Origin of the sequence: Actinoplanes teichomyceticus ATCC 31121, assembly GCF_003711105.1 — a bacterium.
GTDB lineage: Bacteria > Actinomycetota > Actinomycetes > Mycobacteriales > Micromonosporaceae > Actinoplanes > Actinoplanes teichomyceticus.
The window spans coordinates 6,314,366-6,338,342 of the sequence record NZ_CP023865.1 but is presented as its reverse complement, the minus strand read 5'-3'; the positions used below and the strand labels follow the sequence as shown (position 1 = coordinate 6,338,342).

The 23,977-nt window shown below is 71.7% G+C and carries 19 protein-coding genes; 7 read left to right on the top strand and 12 right to left on the bottom strand.

The genetic code is table 11. The features are described 5' to 3' along the window. Positions 1-24 precede the first annotated feature (24 nt). Positions 25-957, bottom strand: coding sequence for a quinone oxidoreductase family protein (locus ACTEI_RS27795; RefSeq protein ID WP_122980362.1), 933 nt, complete (start codon positions 955-957; stop codon positions 25-27). Positions 958-1,037: 80 nt separating this feature from the next. Between ACTEI_RS27795 and ACTEI_RS27790 the strand changes: the two genes are divergently transcribed. Further along, a complete protein-coding gene (locus tag ACTEI_RS27790) occupies positions 1,038-1,469 on the top strand; it encodes a MarR family winged helix-turn-helix transcriptional regulator (RefSeq protein WP_122980361.1) in 432 nt (143 codons plus the stop codon). A gap of 150 nt (positions 1,470-1,619) precedes the next feature. Here the strand turns inward: ACTEI_RS27790 and ACTEI_RS27785 are convergent, their stop codons facing one another. Beyond that, on the bottom strand, positions 1,620-2,612 hold the full coding sequence (locus tag ACTEI_RS27785) for a glutathione S-transferase family protein (protein WP_122980360.1): 993 nt from the start codon (positions 2,610-2,612) through the stop codon (positions 1,620-1,622). Positions 2,613-2,745: 133 nt separating this feature from the next. Here ACTEI_RS27785 and ACTEI_RS27780 point away from each other — a divergent pair, with 133 nt between their 5' ends. After that, positions 2,746-3,978 carry an exonuclease domain-containing protein gene (locus ACTEI_RS27780; protein ID WP_122980359.1) on the top strand — a complete coding sequence of 411 codons (1,233 nt, stop codon included), beginning with the start codon at positions 2,746-2,748 and terminating at the stop codon, positions 3,976-3,978. Between the two features lie 1,384 nt (positions 3,979-5,362). Here the strand turns inward: ACTEI_RS27780 and ACTEI_RS27770 are convergent. Next, positions 5,363-6,133, bottom strand: coding sequence for a DUF5995 family protein (locus ACTEI_RS27770; RefSeq protein ID WP_122982448.1), 771 nt, complete (start codon positions 6,131-6,133; stop codon positions 5,363-5,365). Positions 6,134-6,309: 176 nt separating this feature from the next. Then, positions 6,310-9,120 carry a helix-turn-helix transcriptional regulator gene (locus ACTEI_RS27765; protein ID WP_122980357.1) on the bottom strand — a complete coding sequence of 937 codons (2,811 nt, stop codon included), beginning with the start codon at positions 9,118-9,120 and terminating at the stop codon, positions 6,310-6,312. Between the two features lie 175 nt (positions 9,121-9,295). Between ACTEI_RS27765 and ACTEI_RS27760 the strand changes: the two genes are divergently transcribed. The 3 genes from ACTEI_RS27760 (at position 9,296) to ACTEI_RS27750 (ending at position 14,628) form a co-directional block, all read left to right on the top strand. After that, complete coding sequence (locus ACTEI_RS27760) at positions 9,296-9,904, top strand: adenylate/guanylate cyclase domain-containing protein (protein WP_122980356.1); 609 nt, start codon at positions 9,296-9,298, stop codon at positions 9,902-9,904. A 108-nt stretch (positions 9,905-10,012) separates the two neighbouring features. After that, positions 10,013-12,094: a DNA gyrase/topoisomerase IV subunit B gene (locus tag ACTEI_RS27755; protein WP_187645944.1), complete on the top strand. Its 2,082-nt coding sequence runs from the start codon at positions 10,013-10,015 to the stop codon at positions 12,092-12,094. A gap of 14 nt (positions 12,095-12,108) precedes the next feature. After that, positions 12,109-14,628, top strand: a complete 2,520-nt coding sequence (locus tag ACTEI_RS27750; RefSeq protein ID WP_122980354.1) for a DNA gyrase/topoisomerase IV subunit A — start codon at positions 12,109-12,111, stop codon at positions 14,626-14,628. 53 nt (positions 14,629-14,681) lie between these two features. Here the strand turns inward: ACTEI_RS27750 and ACTEI_RS27745 are convergent, their stop codons facing one another. Beyond that, positions 14,682-15,125, bottom strand: coding sequence for a hypothetical protein (locus ACTEI_RS27745; RefSeq protein WP_122980353.1), 444 nt, complete (start codon positions 15,123-15,125; stop codon positions 14,682-14,684). Between the two features lie 141 nt (positions 15,126-15,266). Next, positions 15,267-15,710, bottom strand: a complete 444-nt coding sequence (locus ACTEI_RS27740; protein ID WP_164466140.1) for a MarR family winged helix-turn-helix transcriptional regulator — start codon at positions 15,708-15,710, stop codon at positions 15,267-15,269. Positions 15,711-15,785: 75 nt separating this feature from the next. Between ACTEI_RS27740 and ACTEI_RS27735 the strand changes: the two genes are divergently transcribed. Further along, positions 15,786-16,160, top strand: a complete 375-nt coding sequence (locus ACTEI_RS27735) for a cupin domain-containing protein (RefSeq protein WP_122980352.1) — start codon at positions 15,786-15,788, stop codon at positions 16,158-16,160. A 45-nt stretch (positions 16,161-16,205) separates the two neighbouring features. On the opposite strand, the gene ACTEI_RS27730 is transcribed toward ACTEI_RS27735, so the two are convergent. Both ACTEI_RS27730 and ACTEI_RS27725 read right to left on the bottom strand, forming a co-directional pair. Continuing rightward, positions 16,206-17,159, bottom strand: a complete 954-nt coding sequence (locus tag ACTEI_RS27730) for an aldo/keto reductase (RefSeq protein ID WP_122980351.1) — start codon at positions 17,157-17,159, stop codon at positions 16,206-16,208. Between the two features lie 53 nt (positions 17,160-17,212). Next, positions 17,213-17,413, bottom strand: coding sequence for a hypothetical protein (locus ACTEI_RS27725; RefSeq protein WP_122980350.1), 201 nt, complete (start codon positions 17,411-17,413; stop codon positions 17,213-17,215). A 1,389-nt stretch (positions 17,414-18,802) separates the two neighbouring features. Here ACTEI_RS27725 and ACTEI_RS27715 point away from each other — a divergent pair. Next, a complete protein-coding gene (locus tag ACTEI_RS27715) occupies positions 18,803-19,360 on the top strand; it encodes a DUF1990 domain-containing protein (protein ID WP_122980348.1) in 558 nt (185 codons plus the stop codon). A gap of 108 nt (positions 19,361-19,468) precedes the next feature. Here the strand turns inward: ACTEI_RS27715 and ACTEI_RS27710 are convergent, their stop codons facing one another. The 4 genes from ACTEI_RS27710 to ACTEI_RS27695 form a co-directional block, all read right to left on the bottom strand. After that, positions 19,469-20,026, bottom strand: a complete 558-nt coding sequence (locus ACTEI_RS27710; RefSeq protein WP_145830974.1) for a hypothetical protein — start codon at positions 20,024-20,026, stop codon at positions 19,469-19,471. Positions 20,027-20,393: 367 nt separating this feature from the next. Then, the gene (locus tag ACTEI_RS27705; RefSeq protein WP_122980346.1) at positions 20,394-20,663 is read right to left on the bottom strand and encodes a hypothetical protein; all 270 of its coding nucleotides are present in this window, start codon (positions 20,661-20,663) and stop codon (positions 20,394-20,396) included. Positions 20,664-20,847: 184 nt separating this feature from the next. Then, positions 20,848-22,383, bottom strand: coding sequence for a DUF8189 domain-containing protein (locus ACTEI_RS27700; RefSeq protein ID WP_122980345.1), 1,536 nt, complete (start codon positions 22,381-22,383; stop codon positions 20,848-20,850). 82 nt (positions 22,384-22,465) lie between these two features. After that, positions 22,466-23,956: a DUF8189 domain-containing protein gene (locus ACTEI_RS27695; protein WP_145830973.1), complete on the bottom strand. Its 1,491-nt coding sequence runs from the start codon at positions 23,954-23,956 to the stop codon at positions 22,466-22,468. Between the last annotated feature and the right edge of the window lie 21 nt (positions 23,957-23,977).

The window sequence follows — 23,977 nt, the reverse complement described above, 5'->3', positions numbered from 1 at the left end:
GTCCGGTCATGCCGGGCACTCCGCTCAACGTCCGGGCACGAGCACGATGCGGTCGTCGGTGCCGGCGGTCCACACCTGGGTGATGTCGGCCAGCGGCACCGCCCGGGCCCGTACGTCGATGGAGCCCTGTGCCACCGCCGCGGCGAGCTCCGGGAGTTCCGCGATGATGTCGCGGGCCGGCACGGAGCCGATGCCGCTGCCGATGATCTGGAGCCGGGCTGATCGCAGCGCGACCGAGGGAATGGGCGCGGTCGGGCCGGCCATCGATCCGATCTGGATCCAGGTCAGCGGCGCCGTGCGGTCGGTGCGGGCGGACAGGAGCGGGATCATGGCGGTGGCGGCGGGTTCGCCCCAGACGTAGTCGAGGACGACGTCGACGTCGGCTGCCTCCTCGATGCGGTCGAGGGTGCAGGTCTGGTCGGCGCCCAGGGCGGGCAGCGTGGCCAGGCGGGCCGCGTCCCGGCCGGCGGCGATCACGTGCCCGGCGCCGAACAGCTTCGCGACCTGCACCGCCATCCGTCCGGCATTGCCGGTGGCGCCGATGACCAGGACGCGCCGGCCGGGGGTGAACGAGGTCCGTCGGCGCAGCGCGATCCAGGACGACATTCCCGGGTTCATCGCCGCGGCGACCAGAACCGGGTCGGTGTCCTGCGGCAGCACCACGCTGCGGCGGGCGTCGATGACGGTGCGGTCGGCGAACGTCCCGGCGTTCGTGTCGTCGAGGACCGCGTAGCGCAGCTGCCCGGCCGGGTCCCGCACGACGCCGTCGGCGCCGGGCACCAGCGGTAGCGCGCCGGTGCCGCTGTAGTGCGAGCCGGTGGCCTTGGCCCGGGTGAGGTGGTGCAGAGCTGCCGCAAGAACCTCTACGACCATCTCGTGGTCGCCGGTGGCGACCGGCTCCGGATGGTCGCGGTAGACCGGCGGCGCGTCGTACGAGGACAGGACTGCGGCGTGCATGGCGCCTCCCGAATTTGTTTGTATTACCAACGAAATCGAGTGTCGTTGGTAACCCCAACTAAGTCAAGTAGCATCGGCGCATGACTCCCGAGGACTCCGTGGACGCGCTCATCGACGTCCTGGTGCGCAGCACCTTCCAGGTGACGGGCATGCTCACCCGTCTCGGCGCGGAGAACGACCTGTCGCTCACGCAGATCCGGGTGCTCGGCATCCTGCGCGACCGGCGTCCCCGGGTCACCGAACTGGCCACCTACCTGGGCCTCGACAAATCCTCCATGTCGGGCCTGATCGACCGCGCCGAACGTCGAGGGCTGCTCGCGCGGGACAAGAACCCGCACGACGGCCGAGCCGTCGACGTGTACCTCACCCCCGCCGGCCAGGAACTGACTCAACGGCTGTTCGTCGAGGGGCGGCGCGCTCTGGCGCCGGCGATCGGCCGGCTGCGACCCGAACAGCGCGAACAGCTCATCGGGCTGCTCGACACCATCCTCGAGCCCGGCAACGACCAGTAGTCCGATCCGGTGATGCGGCCCATCCGCGACGGGCGGGGGTGGGTCCGGCGCCGGCCTTCGACCAGGCTCGCGCGACCGGACGGCCCGCAACCGGCAGGGGTGGGCCCGGCGCCCGAGCCAGACCGCCCGGGCCCGCGCTCGTCCGAGGGCTCACTCCGCTCCGTGGCCGGCCGGAACCACTTCCGCGGGCTTCGGCGGAGGCGGCGGAGTGCCGTCCCCGAACGGCCGCCCGCCCAGCGCCTCCCGGCCGTGCGGGCTGTGCCAGCCATGCAGTCGCGGCCCGACCGGGACGATGCCGGTCGGATTGATGTTGCGGTGCACCTCGTAGTAGTGCTGCTTGATGTGCACGAAGTCGATGGTGTCCCCGAAGCCCGGTGTCTGGAACAGATCACGGGCATAGGCCCACAGCACCGGCATCTCGCTGAGCTTCGCCCGGTTGCACTTGAAATGGCCGTGATAGACGGCGTCGAAGCGGACCAGTGTGGTGAACAGCCGCACGTCGGCCTCGGTGATGGAGTCGCCGACCAGGTACCGCTGTCCCGCCAGCCGCTCGGACAGCCAGTCCAGCCGGTCGAACAACCGGTGGTACGCCGTCTCGTAGGCATCCTGTGAGGTCGCGAACCCGGCCCGGTAGACACCGTTGTTGACGTCCCGGTAGACCAGCGCGTTCACCTCGTCGATCTCCGCGCGCGACTCCTCCGGGTACAGCCGCGGCGCCCCCGGCCGGTGCAGGGCGGACCACTCCAGCGACAGGTCGATGGTGATCTGCGCGAAGTCGTTGGTGACCACCGCGCCGGACGGCACGTCCACGATCGCCGGGACGGTGATGCCCTTGTCGTAATCCGGGAATCGCCGGAAGAACGCCTCCCGCAGGCGCTCGATGCCGAGCACCGGATCGCGCCCGCCGGGGTCGAGGTCGAACGACCAGCTGCGCTCGTCGTGGGTCGGCCCGGCGACGCCCATCGACAGCGCGTCCTCCAGCCCGAGCAGCCGCCGCACGATGATCGCCCGGTTGGCCCACGGGCACGCCCGGCTCACCACCAGGCGATACCGGCCCGGCTCGACCGGATAGCCGGTGCGCCCGTCAGCGGTGATCCGGGTGGCGATGTAGCGCTGGTCGCGGGTGTACTCACCGGAAGCCATGCGATCCATCCTGCCCCGGCGGACCCAGGATCGCACCGATACCGAGGGCCGCCGGCGGGGCGCCGCAGAACCCGCGGCCTACCCCGAAGGGGCCGCTGGCGGGGCGCCGAAGCGGTCGCCTAACTTCTCTCTCATGTACGCCGTAGTCGACCTGCAGACCACCGGCACCAAGACCAGCTGGCACGACCGGATCGTGGAGATCGCGATCGTCCGCCTGGACGAGGCCGGCCGGGTCCTCGACGAGTGGTGCACCCTGGTCAACCCGGACCGCGACCTCGGCCCGCAGGAGCTGCACGGGATCACCGGCGCGGAGGCCCGCCGCGCGCCGGTCTTCGCCGAGCTGGCCGGGCAGATCGCCGAGCGCCTGGCGGGGCGGCTGGTGGTGGCGCACAACCTGCTCTTCGACGCCGGGTTCCTGGTCGCCGAGTTCGGCAAGCTGGGCGTGACCGTGCCGGTCGACGAGGAGCGGGGGTTGTGCACGATGCGCCTGGCCGGGCATTTCCTGCCCACCGCGTCGCGCAGCCTGGCCGCCTGCCGCGCCGCCGCCGGCCTGCCGCCGCACCGGGCCTACTCGGCCCTGCCCGGCGCGCGTGCCGCCGCCGGGCTGCTCGCCTACTACCTGGAGCGGGCCGGGGACCCGCCGCCGTGGGCCGAGCTGGCCGCCGCGGCCCGGCAGGCCTCGTGGCCGGTGCTGCCGGTGACCGGCGTCGCTCCGGTGCCGCGCGGCCACGCCGAGCGGCGGGAAGCCCATTTCCTGACCCGGCTGGTCGACCGGTTGCCCCGGCAGCTGGACCCGAAGGCGGACGCCTACCTCGCGCTGCTCGACGGCGTGCTGCTGGACCGGCACATCTCGGCGAGCGAGGCGGATCAGCTGGTCGCCACCGCCGGGCGGATCGGCCTGTCCCGGGCCGACGCCGAGTTCCTGCACCACCGGTACCTGTCCGGGCTGGCCGCGGTCGCGCTCGCGGACCAGGTCCTCACCCCGGCCGAGCGCCTCGACCTGGACGGTGTCGCGGAGCTGCTCGGTCTGACCGCCGCCGACGTGGACCGGGCGCTCGCCGAGGCGGCCGAGAAACCCGCGGCCCCGGTCACGCAGTGGCAGCTCAGCCCGGGCGACCAGGTGGTCTTCACCGGCGCCCTGCACCCGCCGCGCGAACACCTCGAGGTCGACGCGCTCACCCACGGCCTGCGCACCGCCCGCAAGGTCACCAAACAGACCCGGTTGCTGGTCGCCGCCGATCCGGACTCGATGTCCGGCGTCGCGAAGCTGGCCCGCCAGTACGGTATCCCGATCGTCACCACGACCGCCTACCGCGCGATGCTGGAGTCCCTGCTCACCGCCGGAGCCGACGCCAGGACCAGGTGAGGCGCACGGCAGGCGGTCCGCCGCAGAACCTTTCCCGGTACGGCCTCGCCGCCCCGCCCGTGACCACGCCCCGAGCCACCCGCCGCGACGGGCCCGCACGTGCCGCCCGCCACGCGCCCAAGGGTCCGGGGCTGTTGGCCGCCCGCACGTGCCGCCCGCCACGCGCCCAAGGGTCCGGGGCTGTTGGCCGCCCGCACGTGCCGCCCGCCACGCGCCCAAGGGTCCAGGGCTGTTGGCCGCCCGCACGTGCCGCCCGCCACGCGCCCAAGGGTCCAGGGCTGTTGGCCGCCCGCACGTGCCGCCCGCCACGCGCCCAAGGGTCCGGGGCTGTTGGCCGCCCGCACGTGCCGCCCGCCACGCGCCCAAGGGTCCGGGGCTGTTGGCCGCCCGCACGTGCCGCCCGCCACGCGCCCAAGGGTCCGGGGCTGTTGGCCGCCCGCACGTGCCGCCCGCCACGCGCCCAAGGGTCCCGGGCCGATGGCCGCCCGCACGACGGGCGGCCATCGACCATGCTGGTGGGCGAGGCATCCCCCCGTGTGTGACGCCTCGCCCGGCTCAGGGCGCCGGAACCCGGCTCAGGGCGCCGGAACCCGGCTCAGGGCGCCGGGCCTCCCGCCGGGAAGGCGCCGCCCGGTGCGGGTCCGCGCTGCCGGACCACCGGGTGCGGGCCGCTCGGTGCGGACCGCTCGGCCGGGCCGCCGCCTTTATAGCACGGCAGGAGAGCGCTTTCCGCCCCCTCGCTTCCGATCGGGGCGGGTCAGCGCGGCGGATGCGCCCCAGCCCGGGGTAACCATGCTGGTCGGGGGGACCGGCTCGGCCGGCTGATCTCCGACCTGCCGATGTTCGCCCGGCTGGAGGCCGCCGACGACGATCTGGCAGTGGCGTTCGACGGGGCGTGCTGAACCGGCGCTACCGCGACGTCCGCAAGGTGGGTAGCGGACTCGGATCCGCGCTGGCCGCACGCCCGGTCGGGCGGCTGGGCGGCGGCTGGATGGGCGCCTGGTCGGGCGGCTGGGCGGCGCCTGGTCGGACAGCTGGTCGGGCGGCTGGGTGGGCGCCTGGGGCGGGCGGATCGAGGCCGGGCACGCTGCGGAGGGCGCGGCGATGGTCACCGCGGAGGTTCCGAACCGAACCCGAACAGACGGCGGATCCGTGTCGATCGGGGCGGGGCCACTCTCGTACCGGTGATTCGTACCGGAAAAGCTGTGGTGGCCGCGGCCCTCGCGCCGGCCGGGTGCGGCGCCCGCCGCGCCGGATGATGTCGTGATCGGGTGAGGACCGGCCTGCGGGCGCGCCTCGGCGGGGTCGCGGACGGCGCGGAGGATCGCCGTGAAACAGCCCTCCGCTCGTGGACTCCCCCCGAGGTCCACGAGCGGAGGGCTTGCTACTGCAGGAAGCTGGCGAACGGCGACAGCAGCAGTTTGCCCAGGCCGGTGGCGGTCCGGTCGAGCCGGCGGCGCTCGGCGTCGAGTGCCGCCAGGTCGTGCCGGATCGCCCAGATCTTCTGGGCGTTGCGCCAGGCGACGTTGCGGGTGTACTCGACCATCTCACCCTGCCACCAGTCGTCCAGGTCGCCGTTCATCGTGTCGATGAGCAGCTGCCACCGGTCCAGGTAGCCGCGCCGCAGGCCCGGGATCTCCTCCGCGAAGATGTCGTTGACCTGCAGGTAGTCGTGGTGCTGGTCGCTGCCGTCGATCGGGTCGGTGCCCAGGTGGTCGAATGTGGTGACCAGGGCGAACGGCAGGTCGAAGTTGATGTGCGCGTTGACCCCGGCGACCGCGGACGGCAGCGCGCGGGCGTCCGGTCCGGGAATCCGGGTGAACAGCCCGGCCCACACGTCGGGGCAGGCCGGGCTGCCCTCGGTCCAGTAGCGCAGCGCGTCGAAATAGCGCGCCGCGAACTCCACATCGAGCCGGGACAGGAACGCCGGGTCCTTGAACTTGCCCGCGTAGAGGCGGTCCAGCACGTTCTCGGTGATGGTGAGGTAGAGCTTGTTGAAGTCCGCCAGCGGATTGCCGTGCAGCAGCGGCGGGACCTGGCAGAGCGCGTCCTGCAGTCTGGTCAGCTGCTCCACGACCGCGGGCACGTCGTCCGGGTGCTCCCGCAGGATCGTGGACATCTGCAGTTGTACTGGCCCCCAGATGGGCTGGGTCATCGGATCCTCCACGGGACTTGCCGGTGTCGCGGAGGGCCCCCAGCACCGCCCGGCGGCTCGATGACCACCGGGCGGTGCTCCCCCGTGCCCACAGCCTTGCAAAGGCGGCGCACGGGGGGATCGGTAGAACGACGTATTCCGTGTACGTATGTCACGGCGAGATAACGATCCGCAGGTCAGGCTGCAGTCAGATACACCCGGCTGGCCTGTACGCGGGTACGTACCTGCAGTTTGTCGAAGATGTGGCCCAGGTGCACGCCGACCGTGCGCTCGCTGATGAACAGCAGCTCACCGATCTCCCGGTTGGTCAGGCCCTCGGCGACCGCGGCCAGCACCTCGCGTTCCCGCCCGGTCAGCACGGCCAGCTCGTCACCCGGGTCCGGCTCCGGGGGCATCATCGCCACGGTGTCCGCGTCCTCGGAGAGCGAGACCCGGAAGCGCTGGGCGACGCCCCTGACCTCGTTCGCGAACGGGCGGGCGCCCATCGCGACGGCCGTGGCGTACGCCTGGCGCAGCCCGTTGATCGCGGACGTGCGCCGGGCCCGGCGCTGCAACGCGGCCTCGGCGTGCCGCAGCCGCGCGTACGCCGCGGGGTAGGGCTGCTGGCGGCGGTCCCAGATGGCCGCGGCCCGGGCCCACGGCTCCGGGTCCTGCCGGTCCTCGATGCGGCTCAGCTCGGCGGCACAGAGATTGAGGTAACCGTCGAGCACCGCGCGGACCTCCGGAGCGGCGTTGCCCGCGCCGGTCTCCAGACGGCCGACCACGGTCCGGAGCCGCCGCAACGCGCCCGGGTCGACCGGTGAGCCGGCGGCGTGCGCCTCCGCCTCGGCACGCAATCCGTGCCAGGCCAGCACACCCAGCAGCACCAGGTCGTCGGAGCGGGTCTCGGTCAGGCCCCGCTGCACCGCGGCGCGGGCGTCGGCGTGCTCCTTCTGCCACATCGCGAGCCCGGCCCGCAGGGTCAGCATCGGCAGCACGTGGCGGGCGCCGCCGCCGGCCAGCAGCGTCGCCGCCGCGTCGAGGTCCCGGCGGGCGTTGTCCACCTCGCCGAAGCCGACCCAGAGACGGCTGCGGGCCAGCAGCAGCTCCACCGCGTCGGCGCCGGACGGGCGGTGCCGCATCGCCTCCGCCAGCACGGTGTCCGCCTCGGCCCACTGGCCGATCCGGAACAGGCCGTTGCCGGCGATCGCCAGCAGGCGCGCCTGATACGCCCGGCCGACACCGCGCGAGGCCAGCCGGTCGGCGCCCCGGCGGGCGACCAGCACGCCCTCCTCGATGCTGTTGAGCGGGCCGGTGAGCAGCTCGGCCAGGTGCAGGTAGGCCACCCCCAGGTCGTCCGGGTGGCCGGACCGCTCGGCGATCTCCACGGCGTGCCGGATGACCGCCAGGCCGGCGTCCGGGTCCTCGCGGAAGGCGGCGCTGAAGCCCAGCGCGGCGCTGGCCCGCACCAGGTCGGCCGTCGAGCCGTTGACCGCGGCCAGCTCCAGGGCGTCGCGGGCGCGCTGGTTGGCGTCCGCGTACCGGCCCAGGTGCAGCAGCAGCTCGGCGAGGTAGGCGGCGGCCGAGGCGCGCAGCTGGGGGGTGCAGTCGCTCGCCTGGAGGGCGAGCTCGTACTCGCGCTCGGCGGTCTCCGAGCGGCCGGCCGCGGCGAGGTACCGGGCGCGGCGCAGGTGCAGCTCCGCCTCGCCGGGCGCGTCCGCGCGCCCGGCCAGCTCCTCCAGCCGGGCCAGCGCCAGCAGGTGCTCGCCGCACTGGTGGGCCGACTCGGCCGCGTGGCCGAGCAGCTCGGTGCGCTCCGGGGCGTCCTCGGCGATCAGCCGCAGGGCGATGGTCCAGTGGCGGTGCGCCTCGGCGAAGCCGTACAGGCTCTCGGCCGAGCGGGCCGCGGCGACCACCGACGGCAGCGCCCGGGACGGCACCCCGGCCCGCTGCCAGTGGTGGGCCAGCCGGGCGTGGTCGGCCGCGCCGTCGCGCTCCTCCAGCGCCTCCGCGTACCGGCGGTGCAGCGCGGCCGCCTCGGCCGGCAGCACCTCCTGCTCCAGCACCTCGGCGACCAGCCGGTGCCGCAGCCGGTAACCCTCGCTGTCGCCGACCACGAACCGGTACGCCACCGCGGCGCGGACCGCCTCCAGCAGCTCGTCCTCGCTCAGCCGCACCACCCGGGCCAGCACCGTGTGCTCGACCGGCTCCACGCCGGCGGCGATCGCGTGCACCACGGCGTGTGCGTTGGCCGGCAGCTCGTCGACGCGGGCCAGGAAGATCTCGCGCAGCGTGTCGGACAGCTCCACCCGGCCGTCGCGCAGGTCGCGGGCCAGCTCCTCGGCCACGAACGGGTTGCCGCCGCTGCGCTTGTAGACCCGCTCGGCGTCCTCGCCGGCCACGTCCCGGCCGACGATCGCGGTGACCAGCTCCCGGGTGTGCTCCGGGGTCAGCGGGGCCAGGTCGAGCACCCGCACCGAGCGCAGCCGGCGCAGCTCGGCCAGCACCCGGCGCAGCGGGTGGGTGCCGTGCAGGGCCTCGGCGCGGATCGCGGCCAGCACCGAGACACGCACGTCACCGAGCCCGGCGAGCAGGTAGAGCAGCAGCTGGCGGGTGCTCCGGTCGGCCCACTGCAGATCGTCGAGGACGAGCAGCAGCCGCTGGTCGCCGGCGATCGCCCGCAGGTCGCGCGACACCCGGTCGAGCAGCGCGCCGGCGTCGTCGGCCACAGTGGCCGGTGCGCTGTCGTGCCGGCGCAGCGCCTGCAGCACCGGGTGCAGCGGCGAGGCGTCGCCGATGTCCAGGCAGGTGCCGAAGAGCACCGCGAAACCCCCACCGCGCAACGCGTCGGCGGTCTCCCGCAGCAGCCGGCTCTTGCCGACACCGCTCTCCCCGGTCAGGAACACCGCGGCGGTGCCACCGGGGCCGACGTTGCGCAGGTAGGACTGGATGTCGGCCAGCGTGCCGGTGCGCCCGACAAGCGGCCCGTCGTCCCCCTGGCTGGCCATGACCGGCAGCCTAATGCGAAAGCGACTATCACGTTGTCGTCGGTTCGGACTGTTCTGCGTCACAAAAATGACCAGTGTGGATGCGATCACAGATACGTCGTTCTGCGGATCCGCGTGCCGGGCCGGGCTGGCACCGTACTCCCGGTCAACGCAGTGATCTGGGGGAGCGTGAGACATGACCACCATCACCGTCGCCGTTCAGGAGCGGCGCCAGACCGTGACCGTGCTGTTCATAGACATCGTCGGTTTCACCTCGCTGGTGGACCGGCTGGACTGCGCGGAGGTGCGGGCGCTGCAGCGCGACTACTTCTCGGCGGTCGCCGAGGTGGTCCGCCGGTGCGGCGGCATCGTGGAGAAGTACGTGGGCGACGCGGTGATGGCGGTGTTCGGCGCCGGCGAGGAGGAGTTCGAGCCGGAGGCGGCCGCCTCGGCGGTGCGCGCGGGCCTGTCGGTCCAGGAGAGGTTGAGGGGGCGTCTCCTGGCCGGCAGGCACCGGGTGCGGTCCCGGGTCGGGCTGGCCACCGGCGAGGTGATCGTCGATCCGCTGCTGGCCTTCGACGGCGGCTACGGGATGATCAGCGGCAGCGTGGTGAGCACCGCGGCGCGGTTGCAGGCGTACGCGCCGCACGGCACGGTGGTGGTCTGCTCGGCCACCCGTGAGGTCACCGACACGCTCATCGCGTACCAGGAGCTGCCGCCGGTGTCGGTGCCGGGGAAGACGTACCCGCTGGACCTGTGGCGCGCCCTGCAGCCGCAGTCCGCTCCGCTGGCCGGGGTCCGCTAGCATTTTTGTACCCTTTTCCCGATTTTTCAGGTCGGCTGGTCGGGACCTGGCTCGCCAGGGGCAGAAGTGTCGGGGGCGCCGGGTAGGCTCGCGCCGTCCTTGACCACCATGGCCGATCGGGAGTGCCGCCTCGTGACCGCACAGCCAGAGACCTTGTACGGGGCTGACGACCTCACGCACCTGGAAGGGCTGGACGCTGTCCGGAAACGCCCAGGGATGTACATCGGGTCCACCGACAGCCGGGGCATCAACCACCTGGCCAACGAGATCATCGACAACTCGACCGACGAGGGCGTCGGCGGGCACGCCACCAGGATCTCCATCACGCTGCACAGCGACGGATCGGTCCAGGTCGACGACGACGGCCGGGGCATCCCGACCGACGTGCACGCCAAGAGCGGCCTGAGCGGCGTCGAGCTGGTGCTGACCCGGCTGCACGCCGGCGGCAAGTTCGGCGGCTCCGGCTACAAGGCCTCCGGCGGCCTGCACGGCGTCGGCGCGTCCGCGGTCAACGCGCTGTCGCTGCGGTTCGACGTCACCGTCAAGCGCGACGGCAAGGTGCACGAGATCTCGTTCCAGCGCGGCGTGCCCGGCGTCTTCGACGGCCCCGGCCCGGACGCCGCCTTCACCCCGCAGCCCGGCCTGCGGGTGGCCCGCCGGATGAAACGCGGCGAGCCCACCGGCACCTCGATCCGGTACTGGTACGACGCGCGGTACTTCGAGGCCGGCGCCCGCCTGGACGTCGAGGCGGTGCGCACCAAGCTGCGCAACACCGCGTTCCTGGTCCCCGGCGTGCAGTACACCCTCTTCGACGCCACCGCCGAGGAGCCGGCCACCGAGGCGTTCCACTACCCCAACGGCCTGATCGACATGGTGGAGTTCCTGACCCCGCCGGTCGACAAGCCGGTCTCCGGGATCCTGGTGGTCACCGGCGAGGGGACGTACAAGGAGAACGCCGCGGACGCCAACGGCGTCATGCAGGCCAACGTCGTGCGGCACGCGCAGGTCGAGGTCGCGTTCCGCTGGGGGACCGGGTACGACCGCACCGTCGAGTGCTTCACCAACACCATCCGCAACGTGCACGGCGGCACCCACCGCAAGGGCTTCGAGCGGGCCCTGACCCGCGCCCTGACCGAGGCCATCCGCAACGCCCGGGGCCTGCTCAAGCCCAAGGAGGAGCCGCCCGTCCTGGACGACTTCCTGGAGGGCATGACCGCGGTGATCCACGTGCGCGTGCCGGAACCGCAGTTCACCTCGCAGACCAAGGACGAGCTCTCCACCGCGGGCGTCACCCGGGTCATGCAGACCCTGGTCGAGGCGTACCTGAAGGAGTGGATCGACGGCCGGCGCACCAAAACCGAGGCCCGCACCGTCCTGCAGAAGGTGGTGGACGCGTCCCGCGTGCGCCTCACCCAGAAACAGCAGAAGGACGCGGCCCGCCGCAAGACCGCCCTGGAGGGCGCGTCGATGCCGGCCAAGCTGGTGGACTGCCGGGCGATCGGCATCGACCGCTCCGAGCTGTTCATCGTCGAGGGCGACTCGGCGCTGGGCACCGCCCGGATGGCCCGCTCCTCGGAGTACCAGGCGCTGCTGCCGATCCGCGGCAAGATCCTCAACGTGCAGAAGGCCAGCCTGCAACAGGTGCTGGACAACGCCGAGTGCTCGGCGATCGTGCAGGTGCTCGGCGCCGGGTCGGGGCGGACCTTCGAGATCGGCTCGATGCGGTACGGCCGCGTCATGATCATGGCGGACGCCGACGTCGACGGGTCGCACATCCGGACCCTGCTGATCACGCTGTTCGCCAAGTACATGCGACCGGTCATCGAGCACGGCCGGCTCTTCGCCGCGATGCCGCCGCTGCACAAGGTGGTCACCAAGGGCCGCAACTCGCAGACCCTGTACACCTACACCCAGCAGGAGATGGAGAGCACGGTCAGCCGGCTGGAGCGCGCCGGCCGGCAGGTGCAGAAACCGGTGCCCCGGTTCAAGGGCCTCGGCGAGATGGACGCCGACGAGCTCTGGGACACCACGATGAACCCGGCGTCGCGCACCGTCCGGCGGATCACGCTGGACGACGCGGAGCGCGCGGAGGCCACCCTCGAGCTGCTGATGGGCGAGCGGGTCGAGCCCCGGAAGAACTGGTTGATCGAGGCTGCCGGCCGGATCGACCAAGAGACGATCGACGCCTGAGAGGTCCGCTACCAATGGCACGCCGCAAGAACGACAATCGCGTCGACCTGTCCGCGTTCGACCAGGCCGGCGCCCGCGTCATCGACAACCCGCTGACCACCGAGGTCGAGGACTCCTACCTGGAGTACGCGTACTCGGTGATCCACTCCCGGGCGCTGCCGGACGCCCGGGACGGTCTCAAGCCGGTGCACCGGCGGATCCTCTGGTCCATGTCCGAGCAGGGACATCGCCCCGACCGGCCGTACGTGAAGTCGGCCCGCGTGGTCGGCGACGTGATGGGCAAGTACCACCCACACGGCGACGTGGCGATCTACGACGCCCTGGTCCGGCTCGCCCAGGACTTCTCGCTGAACACCCCGCTGATCGACGGCCACGGCAACTTCGGATCACCGGACGACGGGCCGGCCGCCGCGCGCTACACCGAGGCGCGGATGTCCCGCGAGGCGATGCTGCTGGTCGGTGAGCTCGGCGAGGGCACCGTCGACTTCAAGCCGACCTACGACGGCTCCGAGTCCGAGCCCAAGGTGCTCCCGGCGGCCTTCCCGAACCTGCTGGTCAACGGCACGTCCGGGATCGCGGTCGGGATGGCCACCAACATGATCCCGCACAACCTCGGCGAGGTGGTCGCGGCCGCCCGGCACCTGATCACCCACCCGGAGGCCGACCTCGACGAGCTGATGCGCTTCGTCCCCGGGCCCGACCTGCCCACCGGCGGCCAGCTGCTCGGCCTCGACGAGGTGCGCCGGGCGTACGAGACCGGCCGTGGCGTGGTCCGGATCCGGGCCCGCGCGCAGACCGGCCCGCTGGAGGGCGGCCGTGGCCGGCAGGCGATCACGGTCACCGAGCTGCCCTACGGCGTCGGCGCCGAGAAGATCATCGAGGCGATCACCGACGAGGTGAAGGGCAAGCTGATCACCTCCGGTCCACGGCGCGGGCAGCGCCAGGCGGCCCGGCTGCAGGGCATCGCCGACGTCAAGGACCTCACCGACCGCGAGCACGGCACCCGCCTGGTGATCGAGTGCAAGGTCGGCGTCAACCCGCAGGCGCTGCTGGCCGACCTCTACCGGCTGACCCCGCTGGAGAGCTCGTTCGGCATCAACAACCTGGTGCTGGTCGACGGGCAGCCGCGCACGCTCGGGCTCAAGGCGCTGCTGGAGGTGTTCGTCCAGCACCGCTACGACGTGGTCACCCGGCGGACGACGTACCGGCGGACCAAGCGCGAGGACCGGCTGCACCTGGTCGACGGCCTGCTGATCGCCCTGATCGACATCGACCGGGTGGTCGCGCTGATCCGGGCCAGCGACGACGCGGGCGCGGCCAAGGCCGGGCTGATGAACGAGTTCGGGCTCAGCGACATCCAGGCGACGTACATCCTGGACACCCCGCTGCGGCGGCTCACCCGGTTCGACCGGATCGAGCTGGAGACCGAGCAGCAGCGGCTGCGCAACGAGATCGCCGAGCTGAGCCGGATCCTGGACGACGAGGACGTCCTCAAGCAGGTGGTCTCCGACGAGCTGGCCGAGGTGGCCGGCGAGTTCGGCCGGCCCCGGCACACCACGCTTCTCGCCGGCGATCTCAAGGAGGTGCTCGCCGCGTCCGCGCCGGCTGGCCCGCTGGAGGTCGCCGACGACCCGTGCCAGGTGATCCTCTCCGCCACCGGGCTGATCGCCCGGACCGCGGCGGAGAGCGAGGAGTCGACCGAGGCGCGCAAGCGCAGCGGCCGGGTCAAGCACGACGCGGTCCGCGAGATCATCCACTCCACCGCCCGCGGCCGGATCCTGTTGATCACCAACCGGGGCCGGGCGTTCAAGACGGACGTGCTGCCGCTGCCGGTGCTGCCCGAGCAGTCCGGGACGGTGTCGCTGCGCGGCGGCATGTCCGCCTCCGAGCTGGTGCCGCTGGAGAAGGGGGAGCGGGTGGTCGGCCTCGCGCCGCTGACCGCCGGCGACTCCCCGGGCCTCGCGATCGGCACCCGGTACGGCGTGGTCAAGGTGTGTGCGCCGGAGTGGCCGGTGCGCTCCGAGGAGTTCGAGGTGATCACCCTCAAGGAGGGTGACGAGGTGGTGCAGGCCACCTGGCTCACCGACGGGGCGGAGTCGCTGGTCTTCATCACGTCGGACGCGTCGCTGCTGCGGTTCCCGGCCAAGCTGGTGCGGCCGCAGGGGCTCAAGGGCGGCGGCATGGCCGGCATCAACCTCGCCCCGGAGGCGTCGGTCATCTCGTTCAACGCGGTGTCCACCGAGGACACCGCGCACGGCGAGCCGATGGTCGTCACGTCGACCGGGACGCAGGTGAAGGTGTCGCCGTTCGCGTCGTACCCGGCGAAGGGCCGGGCCACCGGCGGCGTCCGGGTGCAGCGGTTCCTGAAGGGGGAGTCGGCGCTGACCGTGGCCTGGGTCGGGCCGCGCCCGGTCGGGGCCAGCAACACCGGCGATCCGGTCGAGCTGCCGGAGCCGGACGCCCGCCGGGACGGTTCCGGCACCGCGGTGATCATGGGCCCGCAGTTGATCGGCCACCACATCGAGCGCGACTGAGACGCGATCCGCCCGCCGGGGTCCCTCCGGCGGGCGGATCGCGTCCGGGCCGCTCAGCCGGTCGGGGACTGCTGGAGGGCGGCGGCCAGGGCCTCGGCGTTCTTCCGGTCGACGCGCGGGAACGTCATGGCGACGCCGTCGCCGGAGTCACCGAAGGCGATCCGGAGCAGGCTGACCATGCCCCACTTCGCCTCGGCCAGGACGGCGTGACCGCGGGGAAGTTCGCCGAGCACCTTCCTGCCGGGGCCGCCCAGCAATGTCTGGGACAGGAAGATCATGCGGTGCGTGGTCAGCACCACGAACTGCTTGGTGCTGGAGGACAGCGCGGCGCCCAGCGCACCCGCGCCCTCGGCGATCAGCGTCTGCTTGACGACCGCCCCGAGGCGGCCGGAGGAGAAGCTGCCGACCGACGCGCGGGTCGCGACGACCGGCTGCTCGCCGGCCTGCAGTAGGGGCGCGACCTGCTGGAACGCGCGGGTCTGGAGCTTGTGGTGCACGGTTCCTCCGAGAATCTGACGTCAACCGCGCGGGATGCTACCGAGCCCGCGACCCCCGCGTGAAGCGTCGGCCGGCCGGGGGGACGTCGGCTGAGCGGACGGTCCTGAGGTCCTGCCGGTGGCCGGCCCGCGAGCCGCGTGTCACCAGGTGGGCCGGATGCGGCCGGGGACGGTCAGGCGGGACAGGGCCGCCCGGACGGTGGCCAGCCGCTCCGGGCCGATGGCGTCGGCCCAGGGCCGCAGCGCCTCCTCGGCGGCCTCGTCGGCGGCACGGGTGCACGCCCACCCCTTGTCGGTGAGGGTCAGCAGGCGGGCGCGGGCGTCGGCCGGGTGCGGGCCGCGCGCCACGTAGCCCTTGCGGACCAGTTCGTCGGCCATCTGGCTGGCGGCCTGCTTGGTGACGCCGAGGTGCTCGGCGAGCTCGACGACCGTGGCCCCGTCGGGGGCGAGCCGGACGAAGGCGAAGCCGTGGGCCGGGCGCAGGTCGGTGAAGCCGCGGGCGTGCACCCCGGCGTTGATGCCGTCGACCAGCGCGGATGCGGCGCCGAGCAGGAGCACCGGCAGGTCCAGGAGATCACGTCGCACGGGAGCAGTTTGACATGACCGTCAAGGTGGTTGACTATTTGGTCAAGCAGATTGACTAAATCAAGGGGAGGAACGATGGCGATTCATCGCCGGGACGAGGCGGTCACGCACCGCCTGCACGGGGCGGTCTTTCATTCCTACGTCGCCCCGGCGGCCGGGAGCGAGGAACTCTGCGCCTGGCGGGTGGAGATCGCCCCCGGGACGGACGGGGTCCGGCACCGGGTCGGGCGGGAGGAGGTGCTCGTGCTGACCGACGGGCGGATCCGGGTGTTCCTGGACGGCGTGGTCGAGGAGATGACCGCCGGTGACGTGCTGCGGGTGCCGGCCGGCGCCGAGTTCGGCATCGACAACGCGGGGCCGGGGACCGCCGCGGCCTGGGTCACCACCAGCGTCGGCTTCGCGGCGACCCTGCCGGACGGCTCGCTCCTGAGCCCACCCTGGGTGCGCTGAGCGGGGGCGGGCCGCCCGGCCGGGCCGCTGGTGCGGGCCGACCGCTCAGAGCGCCGCGCGCAGTTCCCGCAGAGCCGCCATCTCACCCGGTGACAACGGCCCGGCCGCCTCGGCCGCCAGGCACTCCGCCAGCTCGGTGCGGTTCTTCACGCCGAGCACCACGGTGGACACTCCGGGCACGGTCAGGGCGTACCGGTGGGCCAGCACGGCCGGCGTGGTCCCCAGCTCGGCGGCGAGTTCGCGGAACGGCTCGGCCCGCGCGAAGTCGACGGCGGCCGGGTGGCCGGCTTCCACCGTACGGTCGAGGCTCGCGGTGAGCGACCCGGCGGCGACCGCGCGGATACCGATCACCTGTACCCCGTTCCGGTTCGCGCCGTCGACGATGTCGTCGGTGCGCGGCCGGACGCCGGGGAAGAACCAGATGTCCCCGTTGAGGTCGAGCGGATTGACCACCACCTGCGCGGCGTCCGGCCGCGGCGTGCCCTCGATCGCGGCGAGCACGCTGTCCGGATGGCCGACCGCGGTGATGCCCCAGGCGCGGATCAGACCCTCCGTGCGGAGGCGCTCGAATTCCGCGGCGGCCTCGCGGTAGCCGTCCGGGCCGATCGAGCCGGGGTGCGGCCCGGTCACCCGGATCTGGGTGTGCAGCAGGAACAGGTCGAGGTGGTCGCGGCCGATCCGCTGCAGGCTGCCGGTCAAGCCGCGGCGGATCCGGGTGGCGAAGTCGCGTTCGGTGTCGTCCTCGAGCGACACCTTCGACGTGATCATCACATCGGCTCCGGGCCGGGAGCGGAGGGCCTCACCGGCCGCCCGCTCCGCCTCGAAGTCGGCGCCGTAGGACGGCGCCAGGTCCAGCATGGTGATGCCGGCGTCCAGGGCGGCGTGGATGGTGGCCACCGCCTCCCGCCGGTCGGTCGAGCCCCAGACACCGGCGATGCCGCCGCCGCCCAGGGTGAGTGCGCTGATCCGGCCGAGTCGTCCGAAGTTTCGCAGTTGCATGTACCGGACGGTAGAACCTGGAGCGCGCTCCAGCTCAAGAGCCGCCCGGCGAGCTACTCGCTCGGTTCCGGGACGTCGCAGGTGATCTTCGGGTTGGCGCCGAGCCAGTTCAGCGGACCGGCGAGGGTGGTGACGATGACGGTGCCCGCTTCGGCGCAGCTGGCGTCACCGGTGTCCTTGAAGTAACCGCGCTCGTACGCCGCCACCAGGCCGAGCAAGAGCCAGATCACGATGATTACCGCGCCTATGCGCATCGGGGGCCTCCTTACCGCCGGTTGCGCGGCAGATACCCGGATCCCTTCGATGTCTAAACGGATGCCGGAGAGACGTCGCATCCTGATGCGCATGTGCCGTTGTGGAGCCTTCGGGCTGGTATCGGCGGTCCGCCGGGTGGGCACGAGGGCGCCGGGCTGGTTGCGTCGCTCGTGAGCGACTTCCCGGCCGCGGGTGAGCCGGACCTGATGACAGGGCCGGAACCGGATATCGCGGATGCTGTCGATCAGGGTGCGACCGCGATGGGGCGGGTGCTGGACGTGGCCGGTATGCAGGGTGACGCTGCCGGGTCGGTGCCCGGCAGCGTCACCGGTGGGACTCTGTTGGCGAATTCGCGCCGTCGCTGTTAGCGGCGGGGCGGACGAGACCGAAGGTCCGACGCCGCCCCGCCCAGTTGCCTCCCGCGGACGCGCAGGGGCCGAAGGTTCACCGTGACGTTGCGTTACGCGGTTACGGGCCCACAGCGCGCGTTATCGGCGGCCTGAGAGTGAGCCTGTGAAGCCACTCGTGGGACTACGGCGGCGTCGACTAGTCTCCTGCTCGTGCGCCGGGCGAAAGCAAATGGGAAAGTGCGCCATGCTGACGCTGAGCACCCGAGCAGTCTGGGATGAGCCGGTTCGAGTCCGGTGGCCCGGCGCGCGCTGTCGACGGCATATCCGGATATCGGCTCTCGTTTGAGCCGGCCTTCGCAGCGTGCCTGCGTCATGCAGTTGCCGTGCTCAGCGGCTCGGAGGTTCTGCCTGGGCTGCTCGTCGCCACTTCTCGATCTCGGCTTCGTGGGAGCCGGTTCGGGTGGTGGCAACCACTTGTGCGGAACGCTCGGCATCTGCCGAGCTGTCGCTGCCCGGAAGCAGGGTCAAAGGCCAGGCCGGGGCGCCGCCATGCTCGTCGTAAGCACGCCAGTCCCACGGTCCGAATGCCGACACGGCAATCTGATCCTGCCCGAAGCAGGTCGGCAGGGGGTTCGATACGAAACAGCTCCGCGGTCCAGCCGGGCGTGTCAGGACCTCTGGCAATCGCGACGCTCCCATTCCACTCGATCCATTCGACATCCGGATCGTTCTGCCACCAAGGCCAGCGAACCGACACGTGTCCGCCGGAAACGTCGGCCACCCTCGCCTCCGCGAACGGGCAGGCGATCTCTAGCACGTCACCGGTACGAAATCGATGTCAGTCACGGGCGAAGATCTATCACCCCGCCCAGCAGGGTGTCGACCGGTCCCGGACAGCCGTGCTCCGGGAACGGCACAGCTCTCGGGACACCCATGGCGCGGGCAGGGCGGACCGTAGCGGGCGGTTCAGCCGTCAGCGCGCACGGACGGTGGCAGTTGAGGACGCGCCCGAGGTGGTCGGGCAGTACCGTCGGCTTGATGCAGAATCCACGGGCGAAGGTGTTCGCCGACCTGGCCGCCGCCGATCTGACGTACCGCGAGATCGGCGCCACGCGTAGTGACCAGCTCCCCGGCGGATATGGGCATGTGCTCCGCGATGTCGTGGTCGGAAAGGGCCGATCCGCTTTCGAGCGCGCCGCCGACGGGCTCTTCCGGTGGCAGATGCACCGCGAGGTCGGGCTGGCGCCGGCGAGCAATGCCGAGCGGGCCGTCCCCGGCGCCGTCGTCGTCCTCCGTGCAGGCCTCGGCCCGCTGCGACTGAGCATCCCCTGCCGTGTGGTCTACACCGAAGAAGAGGATGCTCGACGCGGTTTCGCATACGGCACCCTTCCCGGCCACCCGGAGCAAGGCGAAGAAGCCTTCCTGGTCACGCTGGAGCACAACGGCAACGTCCGGGTCCGCATCCGTGCTTTCAGCCGGCCGGCATCACCGCTGGCACGAGCTGGAGGAGCGGTCACCCGACTCGTTCAAGCCCACGTCACGAATCGCTACGTCGCCGCACTGCGACATCTCACGCACTCGCCTCGCGAAACGTAAAGGGCAAGTCGCCACACAGCGCGATGGACAACCGGCGGTCTATCCCCGGTCTGCGGCAGAAGAGGGAATTGCGGAAGTGTGCATTGCCAGTGCGGTTCGGGAGCCGAGCTAAGCAACGTCTGTAGTGTCGTTGTAGAAACCGTGTTCGATCGGCACTCCCAGTCCGGCGAGGGCCGCGCCGAACGACTCGTCGTTTTCGGCATGGCCCGGCCGGGTTTGCTCCGCCACATCGCCGAAAGTTAGCTTCAGGCGACGAAACTCCCACACGCCGGTGCTCCGGTACACGGGCTCGGTCCAGTGCTCGCGGTCGACCAGGACTGCCGTTAGCGCCGAGGTGGGGTAGCGGCCCGTGGTGCCGTCCGCACGGGTTACGACAATCTCGGAATGGCTCAGCCGGATTTTGATTACTTCCCGCTGTTCCTGGCGATGGTTGAGCCATATCATTATCGTCAGGCCGCCGGGTATGGCCACCAGGATGAGGCACCCGAAGATAACGCACAGAAGCATGCCTAGAGACACTGTTGCCCAGGCGTCCGTGAAGAACGAGGCGAGCAGCAGCCCCACTCCGGGCGTAGTAGCAAGGCCGCCAGCGAACAGGGCGGTTCTGATGCCCGGTCCGGACGCGGGCGGGTCAGCGGACCATGTCGTGGCACGTTGCGCATCCATATCGGTCATTCTGCTGGAGAGACCACGGGAACTCGGGACTCCCCGGGCGTCGACCCGGTGAACACGCCTGTTGCTGCGGCGCCAGTTGCCCGACAACCACCTCAACGGACACAAGCCGGACACAGGCTGGCTGACTGTGCCAGACGCCCGGACCGCGGCAGGTGAGGGTTTGCGGATCGGAAGAATCGAAGCCCTCGGGGAGGAACATACTGCCGGCGGTCCGCAAGCCGACGAACTGCATCATCGCGGGATTCAGCGCCACGATACGACGCGGTGCTTATTCCGGCCAATGTCGAACGCACTCAACTCGGCAGTTGAGCACGTTCGTAGGATCGGCGCGTCGGCGGGCGATGCAACTGTCGGTTACTCAAAGCTGGAGCGCTTGCCTCACCAAGGGCGGCTGGCCGGTGCCGTCCGGGGTGGGCCGTCTCAGATCGTCGGACCCGGGGCGCAGGGCGGCGACGTGGGACGTGCGGGTTCGCCCGTGAGGTCGGCCGTCGATCCAGGCTCCGATGCGGTTGAGGTTGATCGCGGCGCCGGTGAGCTGCACCGAGGGCCACAGGTCCCGTTGGGCAAGGTCGCGGTGGACCTCAGCGATCATGCCGGTGTCCGGGGTCGTGGCGACGGTGGTGACCATGTGGGTGATCAGGTGGACCTCGCCGGGGTCACGGGTTTCGGTGAGGTGGACCTTGTAGCCCGACCAGGAGGTGTCCCGCCACGACGAGCGCCCCGAACATGATCAGGAGAGATCATGCCGGGGCGAGCGTCTACTTCGGAATCGGCCAACAGGGTCCCGGTGCCCGGCAGCGCCGCACGGTGGGTCAGGGCTGCAGAGCACCGCCGAGGTCGTCGGTGGCCCAGCCGGATCCCGTCCACCACAGGTGTGCCTCGGTGTTGTTCTCGGAACGGGCGAAGACGTGCAGCAGGCCGTCGTGTACGCCGCCGCTCGGGTCCCCGTGGACGTCGGCGAGCGCGGTGTCCCGCCCCCAGCCGGTGCCGGTCCACCACACGTGGGTCAGCCTGTTCGCGTCGTTGCGGGCGAAGACGTGCAGGAGCCCGTCGTAGCTGACCGCGGTCGGCGCACCGGTCACGCCGGAGGCGAGTTGGTCCTGGGCCCAGGTCGATCCGGTCCACCACAGATGCGCCAGCGCGCCACCGCTGCCGACGCCGAAGACGTGCAGCTTGTGCTCGAACTCGGCGACGCTGACGCCGCCGGCGAAACCGGTACCGACAGAGTCGGAGGCCCAGCCCGAACCGGTCCACCACACGTGCCGCAGCTGCCCGTCGGCGGCCCGGCCGAACACGTGCAGCCTCTGCTCGTACACCAGGGAGGTGACCTGGCCGGCGAAGCCGGAGCCGACGGATTCCACGGCCCAGCCGGCCCCCGTCCACCACAGGTGCCTCAACGCGCTGTCGCCGCCACGCGCGAACACATGCGTACGGCCCTCGAACTGCACCGCCGAGGGATCCCCGGCGATGCCCGATCCCAGCGAGTCCACACCCCAGCCGGAGCCGGTCCACCAGGCGTGGCGCAGAGCGCCGGCGGTGTCCCGGCCGAACACGTGTGGCCGCCCCTCGACGTTCACCGAGGTCGGCTGGCCGGCCCAGCCCGAGGCCAGCGAGTCACGCGCCCATGTCCCGCTCCACCAGAGATGTCCCAGCGAGTTACCCGCGGCGTGCTCGAAGACGTGCAGGCCGCCGTCGACCGACACCATCCGGGAGGACGCGGGGATCACCTCGGCGCTCCACAGCGCCTCGACGATGATCTGCGCATCCTCGGCCTGCGGCGCGTACCTGTCCGGGTACGCCGACACCTGTACCGCCTGGCAGACCCTGCCGATGGATTCGTTGCGCCACGAGCCGTTCGGATAGGTGCTGAGCATCTTGTCGAGGAAGGCATTCGTCGCCCACGTCGGGTCGAGTCGCTGCGCCCGGCTGCCCCACGACGCCCGCTGCTGGAACAGCCCGAGACTGTCGTGGTCGGCCTCGACATCGATGTTCTGGATGGCGGACTCGACGATGGTCGTGGTGATCGCGATGGTCGCGGCCTGCTGCGGCAGCCCGCGTGCTTTGACCGCGTCGACGACCTTGCGGGCGCACGACACCCGGTACGACGTCAGCGCATGGCGAAGACTGCCCCGCAGCCGCCCCTCGACCGCGCCGATGATCGCGGTGTCCGCGGCGCTGGGACCGGCCGCATCACACGGACTCGTCGAGTAGGCCAGCGACCGGGCGGTGGTCGGCGGGGCGGGTGGCGGCGCGGCGGCCGCCGGGGGCGACTGGGTGACGGCGAGACCGAGGCAGACCCCGGCCAGCAGGACCGCACCGCGGTACGGACGCACGGTTCGGAAAAGCATGCGAGTGATCCATTCGGGAGAAGGTGATCGGGTGCGGGGATGCGCCGGGCAGGCATCGGGCGATGCCTGCCCGGGACCGTGGTCACGACTGGAGGCTGCCGCCGAGGTCGTCGGACGCCCAGCCGGAGCCGGTCCACCACACGTGGGCTTCGGTGCTGGAACCGGACCGGGCGAACACGTGGAGCAGGCCGTCGAAGGTTCCGGCGGTGGGGTCCCCGGCGATGCCGCCCGTGGCCACCCGGTCCTGGCCCCAGCCGCTGCCGGTCCACCACACGTGGGACAGTCCGTTGCCGCCGTCGCGGGCGAACAGATGCAGCGCTCCGTCGTAGTGGACCGCGGTCGGTATGCCGGTCAGGCCGGACGCCACCTGGTCCTGCGCCCACTCGCTGCCGGTCCACCACACATGTGCCAGGCCGCCGCCGGAACCGAGGCCGAACACGTGCAGCCTGCCGTCCGACTCCGCGACCGCGGGGTCGCCGAGGAACCCGGAGCCGAGGGACTCCACCGCCCAGCCCGTACCGTCCCACCACACGTGCCGCAACCGTCCGTCGGTGGCCCGGCCGAACACGTGCAGCTTCTCCTGGTACACCAGCGTGGTCACCGTGCCGGCGAAACCGGAGCCGAGGGAGTCCTGCGCCCACGTGGTTCCGTTCCACCAGACGTGCCGCAGCGCGCCGTCAGCCGCTCGGGCGAACACGTGCGTGCGGCCCTCGAACTGTGCTGCCGAAGGATCTCCGGACACCCCCGTGCCCAGCGTGTCCACCGCCCACCCCGTACCGTTCCACCAGGCATGCCGCAGCCCTCCGGCGCCGTTGCGCCCGAACACGTGCGAACGTCCGTCCGCGACGACCGAGGCCGGCTGCCCCGCGAACCCCGACGCCAACGAATCCCGCGCCCAGTTGCTGCCGCCCCACCAGGTGTGGTCGAGCGAACCGTTCCTGCCGTGCTCGAAGACATGCAGACCGTCGTCGACCGTCAACACCCGGGACGACGCCGGTGCGGGCTTCGCCGCGCCATCGGAGACCCGGGTGTAGCGCATCGGTGTGTAGTTGCTGAGCAGGCGTCCGCTCGTCTCCGACCATTTGCGGTGCTTGGTGTGCGGTTTGACCTGTTCGTAGATCCAGAAGTCGCCGCCGACCGCGCCGACCCAGCGGTCGAAGAGCACCACGTGCGACCCGTTGTTGGGGTTGGCCGGATTGTGGTAATTCAAGAAATCGCCCGCCTGGAGCGCCTCGAACGGGATCGGCACGCCGATCTCTTCGAGGTTGCCGGTCCAGTAGTTCCCGTTGGTCTGCAGCGCCATGGAGACGTACCCGGAGCAGTCGGTACGGTACCCGCCGTAGTAGGCCTCCTGGCTGTACGGCACCTGTGCGGCGATCCAGGTCTGCGCCCGGGCGATGATGTCGGCGCGGCTGATCGGGGCGCCGGGACTGATTGCCGCGACCGAGGCGCGTACCGCCTGCGGCGAGCCGTTGTCGGGGGCGGCGGTTGCCGGGGCCGGCACGCTGAGCACCAGCGCCGCGGTGATGCTCGCCAGTCCGGCGACGGCTGAACGGATCACAACGCTCGTCATCGAAATTCCTCTCCGGAAAGC